Consider the following 15,389-nt stretch of genomic DNA (forward strand, 5'->3'; position numbering starts at 1 on the left):
GCTACAGGATGCCTTTACGCGCTATGGCGCCCCGGAAATTTTCAATACGGATCAGGGCTCACAATTCACGACGCCCCGTTTTACCGGGCTCCTGGAAGAGCGTCAGATCCGCATCAGCATGGATGGACGTGGGCGCCGGCTGGACAACGTGTTCATTGAGCGTCTGTGGCGGTCGCTGAAATACGAATGCGTCTACCTGTACGCATTCGAGACCGGATCAGAGCTGAGGGCCGGGCTTGGCAGATGGATCGCCCATTATAACGAAAGGCGTCCGCATACGGCACTGGCTGGACGCACGCCCGATGAGGCGTATCATGGCGCGCCGACGACCTCTGGTCGGGGGTTAACCCAGGACCAGAGGGCCAACAGCAACGCCGTCAGAATGGCGGCATAACAATAACCGGGTATAGCTTATTCAAACCCAAAAACTGTCCGAACAGACGGGTCCACCTCTCCTGCTGCCGGTACAGGCCTTTGACAGCTACGGTTTTCGCATCGCCGCCGGGCTTGGCGCGCTTGCAGGACTGGCGGCTCTGATACTGCGCTTCAGGCTTATTCGGGATCAGCCGCCTGCCCTGCCGGTCACATCGCCCCCCTCTTCCCCTTTCCTGCGTCGTGAGAACCTGTTCCGCACAGTCGCCGTCATGGGCGCTGTCGCTCTGGGCAGTGGCATCACCTATCTCGGCATCTACATGCCGCATTATGCCCGCCTGCACTTTCATGTTGCCGCATCCCACGCCTATGCCTCAGCGCTGCTGACCTATGGCGGACAGCTTCTGTTCACACCCCTGCGCTGGAAACTGGCCGACCATTTCGACAGGACCCACAGCATCCGGCCCATGCTGCTGTCCTGCGCAGTCCTGTTCTGCCTGCCCTGGCCGATGTTCCGGCTGGTCGCATTCTGGCCCGAGAGCATTCTGCTGATGCCGCTGCTCTTCAATGTCGCAGGACTGCTCTATTTCGCAGCCCTCGACGGCTTCATCGGCATGCTGTTCCCCGACCGGCTGCGCGGACGCGGCCTGACAATCGGCTATTCCTTCGGGGTAGTCCTGTTCGGCGGTCTGGCTCCGCTGACAAATGCCGCCCTCATGTCCTGGAGTGGTACGGAGCAGGCCCCGGCCTTCTATCTGGGCCTGACCGCACTGATCTCCGCAACGGCGATCTTCCTGTCACGACGCCTGATCTGAAAGGCGAACGTTCCGGAGTTTCCATATTGCCATGACGCAATGGAAACCCCTGCTTTATGACAGACTATGAAACTACCAATTTTTCCTTGGGAATGTTCTTATGAACGCCTCCTTTATCTCAAGCCACAGATTCATAACGGTACCGTAGCGTTAGTTTTTTTCAGGATCCCGCCAGAAATGTCTTTCAGAATCCCTTCTCCGTCAGGCCCCGTGCGTCCCAGCCGACTGCCCGCGTTCTCCTTTCTGATGGGAAGAGGGAAAAAATTTCTGGCGACTGCCACGATCCTCAGCAGCGCAACAGTTCTGGCCGCAAATGCGGCCTGTGCCGAAGATGCTACGAAGCCGAAGCACAGCCGCAAGACGGCCCAGCACGCGCCGCGCACCATGGCGGAGCCCAAGGGCGGTCAGGAATCCATCAGCGTTCTCGGACAGCGCGGTCAGGCCCCTGGCGGCGGCATGATGCGGGCGGAAACGGCGGCGCGTTCGGTCCAGTCGGTCACGCAGGCCTATATCGAGATGCAGAGCCCGACCAGTTCCCCGCTCGACCTGATCAAGAATCTGCCCAGCGTCAACATTTCGACGCCAGATCCTTCCGGCAATGAAGGCGGATCCATCAGCAGCCGTGGCCTGTATGACAACGACATCGGCTTCCTGCTCAACGGCATGCCGATCGCCAACGGATCTTCGACGTCTGCGTCGAACTTTATCCAGAACTACATCGACAGCAACAACATCGCCTCGGAATCCATGACGCCGGGTTCGATCTCGGTTGAAGATCCGCTGACCTCCGCCGCGGCTGGTGCGCTGAGCATCACCACCCGCGCGCCTTCGCAGAAATTCGGCGGTTTCATCTCCGGAAGCTACGGGTCCTTCAACACGTCGCGCGAGTTCATCCGTCTGGACAGTGGCGAGATCGGCCATTCCGGCATCACGAGCTATGCCTCGTTCTCGAACATGCATTCGGACGCTTGGCGCGGTTCGGGCACCAGCGAGCGCAAGCACATGGATTTCCGGATGACGAAGAAGATCGGTGAGCGCAGCGCCATTGATCTGTTCGTGGGCTACAACCACTCGTTCTATTACCAGAACCGCTATCCGACGATGGCAAACTTCTACGCGGACAAGAATGGCCTGCCGGTCACAACACCCATCAGCTACACCGCGACCTTCAGCGCGACGTCCCCCAGCAGCTATTACGGCACGCATGGCTCAGACAAGGACCAGTTCTACGCGTCTCTGCCGATGCACTTCGCGCTGAACCATCTCTTCAGCGTCACCATTACGCCCTATTACCAGCGCGGCGCCATCACACTGAACAGCGCCTCGCGCCTGCAGGAAGGCCATACCTATGCGGGAACGGCCCTGCAGAAGGTTGACCTGAACGGTGACGGCAAGATCAGCACGGCCACACGCGCGGCCGTTTCGAGCAATGCCATGTCCCTCAACCAGCAGGGCGGCGTCGTCGCCAGCCTGCACTGGCATGGCGAGAACAACGACGGCCAGATCGGCTACTGGCACGAGGAGAATTCCTATTCCCTCAAGACGCCTCTCTCGCGCATGAATCAGGTCACCGGGGCCCAGCCTTCGGACACGGATACGGCCGCCTATTACCGCACCAGCAGCGGCAACATCTATTATTCGACGAACTATCTCGGCTCCTACAGCCTCAATTCCGGCTTCATGGAAGACACGCAGCACTTCCTGAACCGTACGATGTCGCTGACCGGCGGCATCAAGGTTGTCTCCGAAACACTGCGTGGACAGGATTTCCTGACCAGCACGGCCAGCCGCTCGAACCATACCTTCGTCTCACCGATGCCGCGCATGTCCTGGTCCTGGGACATCGCACCCCACCACCAGATCTACATCAATGCCGAGGGCGATTTCCGCGCACCGTCCCCCGTCAATCTCATCACGCGTTACAGCACCTCCACGGGTGCGATGACCACCTCGGGGGCCAATGTAAAGCCGCAGTATTCCATCAAGGAAGAGCTGGGCTACCGCTATACGGGTAACGTGTTCCTGGCGGATATCAGCGTCTACAATTTCAACGTCACCAACCGCCTGCTATCGCTCAACACCTACAGCAATGACGTGCCTGTCAGCACGACGCTCAATACGGGTGGCGAGACGATCCGCGGCGTGGACCTGATGCTGTCCACCAAGCCGCTGTTCCACCGCTTCCGCCCGTATCTGTCATTCGAATACCTGCACGCCACAATGGACAACAACCTGCCGGTTGCTGCGGATAACGGTTCGATCGACTATCTGAAGACCAAGGGCAGGACGCCGATCATGACGCCAAAGTTCATGGGCAGCGTCGGCCTGACCTATACGGAAGGCCCGTTCTTCCTGAATGCCAGCATCCGCTACACGGACAAGCAGTATTCCTCGTTCATGAACGACCAGGCCATGCCGTCCTATTTCTCGGACTCGCTGTCCCTGGGCTACCACCTGCCGAAGTTCTTCATCGCGCAGTCGCCGGTCTTCAAGCTGAACTTCACCAACCTGACCGGCCAGTACAAGCTGGGTGGCGTCTATTACTTCGCGGAAAATGCGAAGGCCACGACGGGTGTGTATGGCAACAAGATCTCGGCGGATTCCGCACCGTCCTATTACATCCAGCCGCCCTTCTCGATGATGGGCTCGCTCTCCACCAGCTTCTGAAGCAACGACGGCTCCCTCATATCGAGGGAGCCGTTTTCGGTCTCAGGCGACGAGACCGCCATCCACCAGGATGGAAGCACCGGTGATGTAAGACGCATCCGGGCTGGCGAGGAACGACACAGTACGGGCAATGTCATTAACCTTGCCGTAGGATTCCGTAGCCGTGAACTTGCGGATGACAGCAGCGGCCGCGCCGTCCTCAGGGTTAAGATCCGTGGCGATCGGGCCGGGCTCGACCACATTTGCTGTGATGCCCTGCGGACCGAGGTCCCGCGCCACACCCTTCGTAAAGCCGATCAGACCGGCCTTCGTTGCCGAATAGAGCGAGATGCCCGGGAACGGCGCGCGCTCACCGAAGGCCGAACCGATATAGATCAGGCGGCCACCGGTCTTCATGTATTTCAGCGCCTCGACCGTCTCGACCATCGCAGCGCGCAGGTTGAGGTTCAGAACATCCTCGATCTGCGTGACGGTCATCTGGGCGATCGGGCCATAGGGATAGATGCCCGCGTTACACACGAGTGCGTCCAAACGTCCGAACGCCTCATGCGTTTTCGTGATGGCTGCGATATTGCCATCCGTGCTGCCGCCATCGGCCTGAACGGCGACGGCCTTGCGGCCCAGCGCCTTGACTTCTGACACGACTTTCTGCGCAGCTTTTTCGTTGCGGGCATAGGTGATGGCGATATCAAAGCCATCCTGCGCCAGCTTCAGCGCGATCGCCGCACCGATACCGCGTGATCCACCGGTAATGAGCGCTACTCTGTGGGTCATGATCCTGTTCCTTCTGACTGCACTGACGAAAGATCCGTCTTTGAGCTGCCAGATCATGAGGCATTTTCGGGCCGGACCCAACCACCTGTTGGACATTGTGAAGACATCCCTCCAGCAAAGGCCTAGAACACATCTCATGTCGGAACAGCAGAACCCCACCGAGCCCCGTCGCGGCTGGACGGATATTGTCGCAGGCCTATCCCTTGCCTCGGTGAATATTCCGCAGGTTCTGGGCTATACGCGCATTGCGGCCATGCCGGCAGTCGCGGGGCTTTATACGGTCCTGCTGCCACTTGTGGCCTTTGCAGCGTTCGGATCATCGCGGCATCTGGTCGTGGCTGCCGATTCCGCGACGGCCGCCATTTTCTCAAGTGCGATCGGCAAAATGGCACCGCCCGAAAGCGCGCATTACATCGCGCTCGTCAGCATGACGGCGCTGCTCTGCGCGGCACTTCTGCTGGTGGCGCGGGTTTTCCGGCTGGGGTTTCTGGCGGATTTCCTGTCCCGCACCGTGCTGACGGGATTTCTGGCCGGGGTGGGCGTACAGGTCTGCATCGCGATGCTGCATGACATGCTGGGTGTATCCGTCAGCGCGCATAATCCGCTGGTGCAGGCTTACGAAACCTTCCGTCAGATCCCGCATGGGAGCCCCATGGTCGCGGGTCTTTCAGCGGTCACGGTCGGCATTCTCATGACCGGGCAGCGTCTTGCGCCGCATCTTCCGGCCGGGCTCTGCGTCGTGATCGGCAGTATTGCGCTGAGCATGGGGCTGAACCTGTCCCATCACGGTGTCCCGACACTGGGGCATGTCGCGGGCGGGTTGCCGCATTTAGGCCTGCCGGATGTTTCCTGGAACGAGCTTCTGGCCCTTCTGCCCGTCGCGGCGTCGTGCGTGTTTGTCATCATCGCACAGAGTGCGGCCACGTCCCGCGTGTTCGGAGAGCGGTTTCATGAAACCGTTGATGAGGACCGTGATCTTCTAGGGCTGTCGGCGGCCAATGTTGCCGCGGGACTGAGCGGAACTTTCACCGTCAATGGCAGCCCGACGCAGACGGCCATGGCCGTGCGCTCCGGTGCCCGCACGCAGTTGGCGCAGGTCACGTTCGCCTGCGTGACGCTCATGGTGCTGCTGTTCCTCACGCGCCCGCTCGAAGCCCTGCCCCGCTGCGTTCTGGCGGGGATCGTCTTTACCGTCGCGGTCGGCATGATCGATCTGAAAAGCCTGCGCGCGATCCGGCAGGAAAGCCCCGGTGAGTTCTGGCTGGCCGTTACAACAGCTGCCGTTGTTGTGGGGGTTGGCGTCGAGGAAGGCATTTTCCTCGCCATCGCGCTTTCGCTGTTCCGCCATGTCCGGCACAGCTACGAGCCGCATACGATGGTGCTTCAGCAGTCCCCGACGGCCGGTGTTCTGGAAGCCCTGCCCGCAAAAGACGGGCTGGAAAGCGCGCGGGGGCTGATCGTCTTCCGTTTCTGCGCGGATCTGTTCTACGCCAATTCGACGCGCTTTCGTCAGGATCTTCTGGATCTGGTAGAGCATGCGCCCCATCCCGTCCGCTGTGTCGTGCTGGATGCAAGCCCCGTCACCGACATCGACTATTCCGCCGCCGCCGACCTGCGGGATTTGATCGCGCAACTGCATCAGCGCGGTATCGCGCTGCTCTTCGGGCGGGTGAGCGTCTATCTGCGCGCCGATATGGACCGGCATCACATCACCCCGGCGCTGGGGGACGGCAATATCTACGCCGAACTGCATACGGCGCTGAAAGCCGCCCACCAGATCCTTGGGGACACCGCAGCGTCCCCTCCAACCGTCAGGCCTTCCTGACGAATTCGGATTTGAGGTTCATCGCGCCGATCCCGGGGATCTTGCAGGCGATGTCATGCCCGTCGCCGCCGTCCGAAAGACGGATGTTCTTCACCTTGGTGCCGCCCTTGACGACCATGGACGAGCCCTTGATCTTCAGATCCTTGATGACCGTTACGCTGTCGCCATCCGCCAGGACATTGCCATTGGCATCGCGGATTTCAGCAGAAGCCTCGCCGCTTTCCGCTGCCGTCTCGGCCGGGTTCCACTCATGCGCACATTCCGGGCACATCCACAGCGCACCATCCGGATAAACGTGTTCGCACCCGCAGACGGGGCATTTCAGATTGCTGTCCATGATCGACCTTTCTCGTTTGTGGCCGGACCCTACTGCACGCGCAGCACATTTCAAAACGGAGCTCGCCCGTTTTCATAATCTGTTCCTTCAGCGCACGGCGCGCTATCAACGGCGCCTGACACATCACGCAATGCTGACGGAAAGACCGTTCCCATGCCCGACCCCACGCCCCAGCCCGTTGCCGCGCCCCTTACCCGGGCCGCCATTTTTCTGGTCCTGAACATCAATCCCGGCACAGACGCGGAAAAGACCATCCGCAGCCTGTGCGCGGACCTCTCGGGCCTGCGTCGTACGGTCGGTTTCCGGGACCTGAACGGGTAGATGTCCTGTGTTCTGGGTTTTGGCTCTGCCGCCTAGGACCGTCTTTTTCCCGGTCCGCGCCCGAAGGCACTGCACCCGTTTCAGGAAATCAAGGGCGTCCATCACGCCGTTTCCACGCCCGGCGACATGCTCTTTCACATCCGCGCCACGCGCATGGATATGTGTTTCGAGATGGCCAAGCTGGTCATGGACCGCCTGCGCAACGTGTGTACGGTTGTCGATGAAGTTCACGGTTTCAAGTATTTCGATGACCGGGATCTGATCGGCTTCGTGGACGGCACGGAAAATCCGGAAAACGCCGCAGCATGCGAAGCTGCGATCATCGGCGATGAAGATCCGGCTTTCAAAGGCGGCAGCTACGTCATCACCCAGAAATACTTCCACGATCTCGACGCCTGGAACACCCTGCCGATCGAAATGCAGGAAAAGATCATCGGCCGCAGAAAGCTCTCCAATGTCGAGCTTGATGACAAAACAAAGCCTGCTTACGCCCATAACGCCCTGAACGTCGTGACGCGCAACGGCAAACAGGTCGATATCCTGCGGGACAACATGCCGTTCGGTGAAGCCGGCAAGGGCGAGTTCGGCACCTATTTCATCGGTTATGCCCGCTCCCCATCCGTAACCGAGGAAATGCTGCACAACATGTTCGTCGGCAAGCCGGAAGGAAATTACGACCGCCTGCTGGATTACAGCCGCCCCGTCACGGGCACGCTGTTCTTTGTTCCGTCAGCCGATTATCTGGACGATATCGACGCCTGATCGCGCAGGCAGGTCTGAAGGTCCGTTGCACCCCGCAAGGGCGTGCGCGGACGGTCATAGCGCCCATCCACGAAAATCCCCGTCATGGGGGCGTAAGACTGCGCGGCTTCGGAGCAGAAGCCGTTACGACGATAGAATTCCGGCCATTCCGGACGCGGGATTTCGTCCACCTGCACATCCCGCTCCAGCACGGCGCTGAGTGCGGTTGCGACGTCTTCCGGCGTATAGGTTTCGGGGCCTTCGATGCTGTAAGTGCCCGTCTCTTCCACTGGGGCGACCAGAAGACGGGCCGCCAGTTCGCCCACATCCTGCGGCGCGACCATCGGGGCTTTGAGCCCCTTGGGAAGCAGGCTGGGAAATACCCCTGACTGCCGCGCAGTCGACAGGGCGCCGTACCAGTTGCTCATGAAATATGCCGCCCGCACGATACAGAGCGGCACTCCCATCTCCCGTGCGCCCTGCTCAAAGGTGTACAGGCTCCCGAGATCCCCGCAATGCGGGTTGTCCTGCGCGCCATAGGTCGATTGCACGACGATCTTTTCCAGAGATGCTCCCCGGACAGCGTCAAGAATGGACTGGATCGTGCGGCGTTCTTCGCGGTCTACATCCAGCGACGGGCTGGCAGGCGGGTTCAGCAGAAATGCGCGCCGAGCTTTGCAAAAAGCCGTTGTCAGGGCCGCCGTGTCGTGAACATCGAGCACGGCCACGCTGGCCCCTCGGGTAGACCACTCAGAGACCTGTTCCGGACGGTGCAGAACGACCGTGACCGCCCGTCCCCGTTCCAGCATGCGTCTGGCGACCGTGCCGCCCACATGCCCTGAGGCGCCGAGAACGATATCCATGTCATTTCCCCCTGCACGCTGTTTGGGGGGAAAGCGGATCAGTGTTCCAGATAGAACTCGATGGGAACCGTCAGGGAGAGCGAATCACCCGGCACGCTGTCGGGCGGAATGGGCAGCGGTTCGGCACGGTGGATCAGGGCCAGCGTCTCCGCGTCCAGCAGGTCATGCCCCGCGCTGCGTTTGAGGCTGGCGTTCAGGACATGGCCTTTGCGGTCCATGACGAAATGCAGCAGGGACGTTCCTTCCTGATGCGTGGACTGGGCTTCCTGCGGATAGCGCTTGAACCGTTCCAGACGCGCCAGAAGCTCGCCCTGCCAGGTCACGGGATCATGCGACGCATGGCTGGACGTGGTGGCCGAAGCGGCGCTCGGGCTGCTCGTGGGCGGGGCTTCCACAGTGCGCGGGGCCGTTGTCTTTTCCGCAGGCGGCGCTTTGACCGGAACGGGCGGGAGCGGTTTGTGCACACTCGGCTTGTGCGGCTTGATTTTTTCCGGCTTTGGCACCGGGACCGGCGGGTTGGGCGCGGGACTTGGTGTGGCTTCAACCTTGGGCGGATCTTCCGGCTGCGGCTCCGTCGAGGCCACTGCCTGCTGCGGACCGGGATCGACATCCTGCTGCGGGACCGGAACCGGCGCGGGAACAGGAGCGAGATCGATGCTGATCGCAGCCGGGGGCGGTTCAGCCGCCAGAATGGGCTGGGGATGGGCGGACGTGACCGCCCAGAACAGGACAGCTCCCGTGAGGACGACAACCCCCAGCGCGGAGCCACCCCAGAGCCTTGCACTCCGGCGGTCTTCCAGACGGCAGGTTGCGGCGTACCATTCCCGAAAACTCGGCAGCGTCGCTTGCGCGGAGATCAGCCCGTCCGACATCAGGGCGTCGTTCCGGTCGTCTGGCCCTGAAGCGTCACGAGGGCCACTTTGAGATATCCCGCGCTGCGCAGATGATCCATGACGTCCATGAGCGTGCCGTAATCCACGGTCTTGTCAGCGCGCAGGAAGATGCGTTCGTCGCGGTTGCCCTTGGTCGCGGTCGCGAGCGCTTCGGTTAGTTGGGCGGCGGGCACGTCGTTTTCGCCGAGGGCCAGATTGTGGTCCGCCTTGACAGTCAGGAAAACAGGTTCGTCCGGCCGGGGTGCTGTCTGCTGCGTGGAGGATGGAAGATCGACGGGCACGTTGACGGTGGTGAGCGGTGCCGTGACCATGAAGATCACGAGCAGCACCAGCATGACATCGATGAACGGCGTGACGTTGATTTCGTGCGCTTCAAGCACGGTTTCGTCCGCGTGGCGGATCCGGATGGCCATGGAAGCTTACTCTGCCGCAGCCAGCGTATCGCGGCCGAAGCGGAGCACCTTGCCGCCAGTAATCCCACGCGCCAGATCCCGCGAAACAAGACGCATCACGAGCGACGTCAGATCCGCGACACAGGCACGGCAGGCTGCCGTCTGGCGGGCAAGATGGTTGTAGATCACCACGGCCGGAATTGCGGCGACGAGGCCGAGTGCGGTTGCCAGAAGCGCTTCGGCAATGCCCGGCGCCACGACAGCGAGGCTGGTGGCATGGGCGGCCGCAATGCCCGTGAAGGACGACATGATGCCCCAGACCGTGCCGAACAGCCCGACGAACGGAGAGGTTGCGCCAATGGTCGCAAGAACACCCGTCCCCCGCATCAGGCGGCGGCCTTCGGCGGCTTCCAGCCTTTCAAGATGCAGAACGATGCGCTCCTTGATGCCTTCGCGGTCGCCGGGAATATCCTGCGAGCGCTGACGCTCCACTTCGGCGGCCATGACCATCGCATGCGCAATGCCGGAGCCCGATCCGGTACGCGTCCATTCCTCGCCGATATCCAGCGTCTCGGCGTCTTCGAGCGTGATTTCGGACTTCTTCAGACGCGAGCGCAGGCGCTGGAGTTCGATGGATTTGGCAATGAAGATTGTCCAGGTCACGAGCGAGGCCATTGCAAGAATTGTCATGACGCCCCGCACGACCGGGCCGGCGTCGAGAAACATCTGCCAGGGGGAAAAGCTAAGGGACATCACGGCACCCGTTGGAACTGCGGAAATATTGAATTGACGATAATGAGAGTCATTCTCACTATCAAGGATGATTCGGGTGCTCTTCCGTGTCGTATCGTGTCCGCAGTCCTGAAAGGGCCCTCATAAAAAAAGCCCCGGTCAGACCGGGGCTTTCTGTCTCACTCCTGATGCGGATGATGGCCGCCATGGCCCGGCCCGCCAGCATGCGGATTTTGCAGCGCTGCAACCACGGCGTCATTGACAGGATGCCCTGAAGCTTTTGCAATATCCTCAAGCGTCTGATCCCCTGACGCGACCGTATAACCCTGCGACTGGAGCCGATGGACCAGTCCGTCCGCATCCATATGGAGCAGCGGCGCAAGCTGTGTGAGCGGCGCATGTTCCAGAACCGGCAGTGCCATGAATGCCGTCTGCCTGTTCCCCGCATGTCCGCTGGGCGCCTGAAAGAAGAACGGGATACAGGCTGCGAACGCGATGATCAGCGGCACATAAAGCGTCTTGCGACGGGCATAATTGACCAGCGATGTCCAGTTCTTCACCAGATGCAGGATGAAGGGTGCGAGAAGCACCATGCTCAGCCATTCATGGATGGGATGCAACGCTGTTGGCCCCCAATGGAAGAACAGCGCCACGCCCGTTACGCCGGAGACAATGAAGAACCCGGTCGTCAGTGGGGTTCCGTATCGGTTCATGAATGTCTTGAACATGTTGCTTTCTTGTGCCGGGACACGCCCAGACGCAGGTTGAGTTAAAAGGGAATTACTCAGGACAATAGCGGCTGACTTCGAGCCCCGTCCCCACAGGCAGGGGCACGCTCAGCATGTGCGGGATTGCACGGACGGCCTCCCGATATTTCTGTGCATCCTCGCCACCGGGAACGCGCATATTGTCCGCTACGATAATGGCGCCCGGACTGAGTTTCGGCAGAACGGCCTCAAGACAGGGCACGTACAGATCCTTCCACAGATCCATCAGGACGAAGTCGATGCCATCATCCATCTGGCCGATCAGCTCCAGCGCATCACCGTGGCGGAAATCAACGTAATCCGAGAGCCCGGCGCGTTCAGCCATCTCGCGGGCATAGGCGATCTTGGTCGGCTCAAGCTCCATCGTCACCAGCCGTCCGCCCGCACTGCGTGCAGCTTCTGCCAGCCAGATGCTGGAATAGCCGTAGGATGTTCCCAGTTCGAGGATGGTCGGCTTGTCCAGAGCCCGCGCCAGGATGCTGATGAGCTGTCCTGTCCGGCGCCCTACCGCCAGAAACCGCTCCGAGTTTGGCCGCTGAACCCCGGCAATCCGCTCCTGCCGTTCGGCTTCAAGCCGCTCGTGATAGAGTTCGAGAACCTGTGTGACACGATCATCCATGAGAGTGTTTCCTTTCTCCAGATGCCCATCCTGTCACGGTTTCAGACGCTGTCACGTCACCATTCTGTATGAAAGAAAAACCGTTTGTAGTGGGCTGTTTCAGGTCAGGCTGCATGGGACACCCTCTTGTCTGAAGACACGGCGTGCTTCGCCAGACACCGGCTCAGAACAGGCTGAAAAACAGGCTTCTGCACATATGGCCGGATCAGGCCAAGCACGGCCTCGGACACTCCATCGACTGCCGCATCCAGTGCCTTTGTGAACGCCTCCACCGCGTCGGACCATTCGCCGCCCTCCAGTGAAAGTCGCCCCAGATTGAGCCATGCCCAGCAATCGCCGCCCTCGGCGGCGGCCTGATAGAACTGGCGCGCGCCTTCCGGATCAGGCCTCCCTCCCGGTGCGGTCCCCTCTTCATGCATGAGCCCCAGCATGTTCAGCGCCTTCGCGTTCCCGGAGCGGGCCGCATCGACATAAAGCCGGTAGGCCCGACGGTAATCCTTCGGCACGCCCTCTCCCGTGAAAAAGAGATCGGCCAGATTGAACATAGCCCACCCGTCTCCGCCACGCACGGCAGCCTCGAAGCAGCAGGCCGCCAGTGCCGGATTGCGCGTCACACCCCAGCCACGCTCATAGGCGCGGCCAAGCATGTTCAGCGCCACGGGATGCCCGCTCCGTGCGGCAATTGCGAAACAGGAAAAGGCGTCTTCCGCACATCCCGCATCAAGATGGGTCTGCGCCAGGATCAGCTGTGCCTTTACCTGCTGCGGAACAGGCAAAGGCACAACGGGATGCGATATCCCGTTATCCTGACAGTCCTGTAGACCTGATGACATCGCGTTCCTCATGAAGCCCGGTCATTCATGACAGGTCGGCTCAGAACCCGACGCCGAAATTGCCCATGAACGTCCGGCCAGACTGTGGCACGGCGCGGCCCGTATTGAAGGCCGAAGCATAGTTCAGATGATCGGACAGGTTATTGGCGTTGAACTGCACATGATACCGGCCGTACTGGTAGGAAATCATGGTATTCAGCGAGAAATTGTACGGCATGCGGGCCGTGTTCGCCTCGTTCGCCCAGTAACCGGAGCTGTACTGAGCGCCACCGCCGACACTCAGCTTGCCCTGACCCGGCTTGAGCAGCAGCGGAGACAGATTATAGGACGTCCAGACCGAGAAATTGTTGTGCGGAAGCTGCGGGGCCTGTTTGCCGGCCGTGGTAGACGAATTGGTCACCTTGCCGCCCATGTAGGAATAGGCGCCGTAGATTTCCCATTCCTTCGTGATCTTGCCCGTCAGGCTCAGCTCCGCACCGCGGATCTCACGCCCGGTTCCTGCATCCTGGAAGCCGGTAATGATATTACCGCTTTCGTCATAGGTGTACGAGTTGTTCTGCTCGATCTGATACAGCGCCGCCGTCATGCCCAGATGCTTGTTGAGGAAGTCCATCTTGGTGCCGACTTCGAACAGGTCGCTGCGCTGCGGCTTGAGGTTCTTTCCGTTGACCGGGACGTCTCCAACACTCGCCTGATTGGTGATTTCAGACGAGGCATCCGTGCCGACCGGCTTGTAGGAGCGGGAGAACGTGAAATAGACGGTCTTGTTGTCGTCCAGGTCATACATCAGGCTCGCGGACGGGCTGAACTTGTTGGACGACTGGGACTGCACGCCCGAAGAAGCTGCCGCCGCACTCCAGTATGTGCTCTCGAAGCTGTCCCAGCGGAACGTTCCGAACAGGGACAGACGCTTGGTGATGTGGATCTTGTCCGCCAGGAAGAGACCCAGATCGCGGAAATCCGCCGTCCGGTGGCCGCTGGAGGGCCAGGTGATATAGGTGCCGGGCGAGGAATAGGACGGGTTGCGGATCGTCTGGTCGTTCACCCGGTTCACATATGTGCCCATGATCCGGTTGTCCTTGGTGTAGTTGATGTCCACACCCGCGCTGACGTCGTGATGCAGGAAGCCCGTGTTGAACTTCGCCCGCGCCATCATGACGTTCTGGATGCCCCAGCCATCCTGCTGATAGGCCACGCCACCGCCAGCGCCGTAAGGCAGCGTCGAATTGCCGCCTGACAGGAACGACGTGACACAGGTCCCGGTGCAGGCATTCGGGGTCGTTGCGGAGTAGTCACGATGGTAGTGCGTAAAGCGCGTATCGTTGTTGAACGTCAGCCAGCGCGCGATTTCCGACGAGAACTTCGACGTTACCATGTGGATGTTCGAATTATCCATGTTGAAGCTGCGCGCATAGCTCGTATCGCGGTTCAGACCATGGCTCGTGATCGGAGAATAGATGCCTCCGATCTGAATCATCGGAACACCGTAATCCGGCGTGCCACGGCTGCCGAGCCACTGGTAATTCAGGTGATAGGTTGTTTTCGTCCCGATCCCGAAACCAAGATCCGCAGCCACGCCATAACGGTCCGTGCGGATATTATCGCGGTCGGCCACGTCCTGCTTGTTATACATGCCGTTCACGCGCAGGGCCGTGTGCTTGCCAAGCTGGTAGTTCACATCCGCCGTGCCGCGATACTGCATGCCGCTGGCGAAGGTCTGGTCCAGATCATAATGGTTGCCCAGATGCGCCTTTTTAAGCGTCTGGTTGATCACGCCCCCCACATTGCCCGCGCCGAAATACTCGCCGCTCGGTCCTTTGATGACTTCGACGCTCTCGGTATTGAACGTATCCCGCACATAGGTTCCGAAATCCCGCAGGCCATCTTCATAGATGTCGCCACGCGCCTGCTGGCCGCGGATACGGAACTGGTCGCCGTTCAGACCGCCATTGCCTTCGCCTGTGGACATCGTAATGCCCGGAACATTGGCGAGCGCCTGATCCAGCGTGAACAGGCGCTGCTGGATGATCAGGTCTTTCGGCACGACGCTGATGGTCTGCGGCGTATCACGGACCGTACCCGGCATCCGGCCGATATCGAGGGACGTGTTGTTCGTATTGCTGCTCTCAGCGTCCACCTGACCGTGAACGCGCACGGCGGAGAGGTTGATCGTGCTGTCGGTCGCGGTTGTTCCTGCCGTGTCTGTTCCGTCCTGCGCCTCGGCCTCGCCGGCTTCAGCTACACCCAGCCCCGCACCGAGCGCGAGCATGACAAGGGCAGACCATTTCTGGCCTGAACCCTCACGGGAGGACCGGAAAGACGGACCCGACAGGGAGGAGAGCGAAAAATCGTTTTCTTGCGGCATGCAACACCTGAACTCTGGAAACTACGCCACAGACCTTCCGACAGCTTTTCATCCGATCGGACCAGGTGCTGCT

The 15,389-nt window shown here is 60.6% G+C and carries 14 protein-coding genes and 1 pseudogene; 5 read left to right on the forward strand and 10 right to left on the reverse strand.

Features of this window, described 5'->3' with window-relative positions:
• From HKD24_RS12755 to HKD24_RS12765, 3 genes are all read left to right on the forward strand, one after another.
• Positions 1 to 394: integrase core domain-containing protein (locus HKD24_RS12755; RefSeq protein ID WP_194260623.1), on the forward strand; the 394-nt coding region annotated here is incomplete at its 5' end.
• Between the two features lie 250 nt (positions 395 to 644).
• Positions 645 to 1,187 carry an MFS transporter gene (locus HKD24_RS12760; RefSeq protein ID WP_194260624.1) on the forward strand — a complete coding sequence of 181 codons (543 nt, stop codon included), beginning with the start codon at positions 645 to 647 and terminating at the stop codon, positions 1,185 to 1,187.
• A gap of 177 nt (positions 1,188 to 1,364) precedes the next feature.
• Positions 1,365 to 3,854, forward strand: a complete 2,490-nt coding sequence (locus tag HKD24_RS12765; protein ID WP_194260625.1) for a TonB-dependent receptor — start codon at positions 1,365 to 1,367, stop codon at positions 3,852 to 3,854.
• 42 nt (positions 3,855 to 3,896) lie between these two features.
• Here the strand turns inward: HKD24_RS12765 and HKD24_RS12770 are convergent, their stop codons facing one another.
• Positions 3,897 to 4,628: an SDR family NAD(P)-dependent oxidoreductase gene (locus HKD24_RS12770; protein ID WP_194260626.1), complete on the reverse strand. Its 732-nt coding sequence runs from the start codon at positions 4,626 to 4,628 to the stop codon at positions 3,897 to 3,899.
• Between the two features lie 136 nt (positions 4,629 to 4,764).
• Between HKD24_RS12770 and HKD24_RS12775 the strand changes: the two genes are divergently transcribed.
• The gene (locus HKD24_RS12775; protein WP_228124399.1) at positions 4,765 to 6,453 is read left to right on the forward strand and encodes a SulP family inorganic anion transporter; all 1,689 of its coding nucleotides are present in this window, start codon (positions 4,765 to 4,767) and stop codon (positions 6,451 to 6,453) included.
• Here the strand turns inward: HKD24_RS12775 and HKD24_RS12780 are convergent.
• Positions 6,440 to 6,790 carry a zinc ribbon domain-containing protein YjdM gene (locus HKD24_RS12780; RefSeq protein WP_011252105.1) on the reverse strand — a complete coding sequence of 117 codons (351 nt, stop codon included), beginning with the start codon at positions 6,788 to 6,790 and terminating at the stop codon, positions 6,440 to 6,442. The two genes, HKD24_RS12775 and HKD24_RS12780, sit on opposite strands and share 14 nt — an antisense overlap.
• 153 nt (positions 6,791 to 6,943) lie before the next feature.
• On the opposite strand from HKD24_RS12780, the pseudogene HKD24_RS12785 reads away from it, so the two are divergent.
• A pseudogene (locus tag HKD24_RS12785) lies at positions 6,944 to 7,873 on the forward strand (Dyp-type peroxidase).
• Here HKD24_RS12785 and HKD24_RS12790 read toward each other — a convergent pair.
• The 8 genes from HKD24_RS12790 to HKD24_RS12825 all read right to left on the reverse strand — a co-directional run bounded on the left by HKD24_RS12790 (position 7,849) and on the right by HKD24_RS12825 (position 15,316).
• The gene (locus HKD24_RS12790; RefSeq protein ID WP_194260628.1) at positions 7,849 to 8,715 is read right to left on the reverse strand and encodes an NmrA family NAD(P)-binding protein; all 867 of its coding nucleotides are present in this window, start codon (positions 8,713 to 8,715) and stop codon (positions 7,849 to 7,851) included. The pseudogene HKD24_RS12785 and the gene HKD24_RS12790 sit on opposite strands and share 25 nt — an antisense overlap.
• Positions 8,716 to 8,753: 38 nt before the next feature.
• On the reverse strand, positions 8,754 to 9,587 hold the full coding sequence (locus HKD24_RS12795; protein WP_194260629.1) for an energy transducer TonB: 834 nt from the start codon (positions 9,585 to 9,587) through the stop codon (positions 8,754 to 8,756).
• Positions 9,587 to 10,021 carry a TonB system transport protein ExbD gene (gene exbD, locus HKD24_RS12800; RefSeq protein WP_194260630.1) on the reverse strand — a complete coding sequence of 145 codons (435 nt, stop codon included), beginning with the start codon at positions 10,019 to 10,021 and terminating at the stop codon, positions 9,587 to 9,589. The genes HKD24_RS12795 and exbD overlap by 1 nt, the downstream gene beginning before the upstream one ends.
• Before the next feature lie 6 nt (positions 10,022 to 10,027).
• Entirely contained in the window at positions 10,028 to 10,753 is a 726-nt protein-coding gene (gene exbB / locus HKD24_RS12805; protein ID WP_194260631.1) for a tonB-system energizer ExbB, read from the reverse strand.
• Between the two features lie 158 nt (positions 10,754 to 10,911).
• Positions 10,912 to 11,460, reverse strand: coding sequence for a DUF4405 domain-containing protein (locus HKD24_RS12810; RefSeq protein WP_194260632.1), 549 nt, complete (start codon positions 11,458 to 11,460; stop codon positions 10,912 to 10,914).
• 52 nt (positions 11,461 to 11,512) lie between these two features.
• Complete coding sequence (locus HKD24_RS12815; RefSeq protein ID WP_194260633.1) at positions 11,513 to 12,118, reverse strand: O-methyltransferase; 606 nt, start codon at positions 12,116 to 12,118, stop codon at positions 11,513 to 11,515.
• Between the two features lie 104 nt (positions 12,119 to 12,222).
• Entirely contained in the window at positions 12,223 to 12,951 is a 729-nt protein-coding gene (locus HKD24_RS12820; protein WP_194260634.1) for a tetratricopeptide repeat protein, read from the reverse strand.
• Between the two features lie 40 nt (positions 12,952 to 12,991).
• Positions 12,992 to 15,316 (reverse strand): TonB-dependent receptor, encoded by a 2,325-nt coding sequence (locus tag HKD24_RS12825; protein ID WP_194260635.1) that lies wholly within the window; start codon positions 15,314 to 15,316, stop codon positions 12,992 to 12,994.
• Positions 15,317 to 15,389 lie beyond the last annotated feature (73 nt).

This window comes from Gluconobacter vitians (assembly GCF_015244565.1).
In the GTDB taxonomy this organism is placed as follows: domain Bacteria; phylum Pseudomonadota; class Alphaproteobacteria; order Acetobacterales; family Acetobacteraceae; genus Gluconobacter; species Gluconobacter vitians.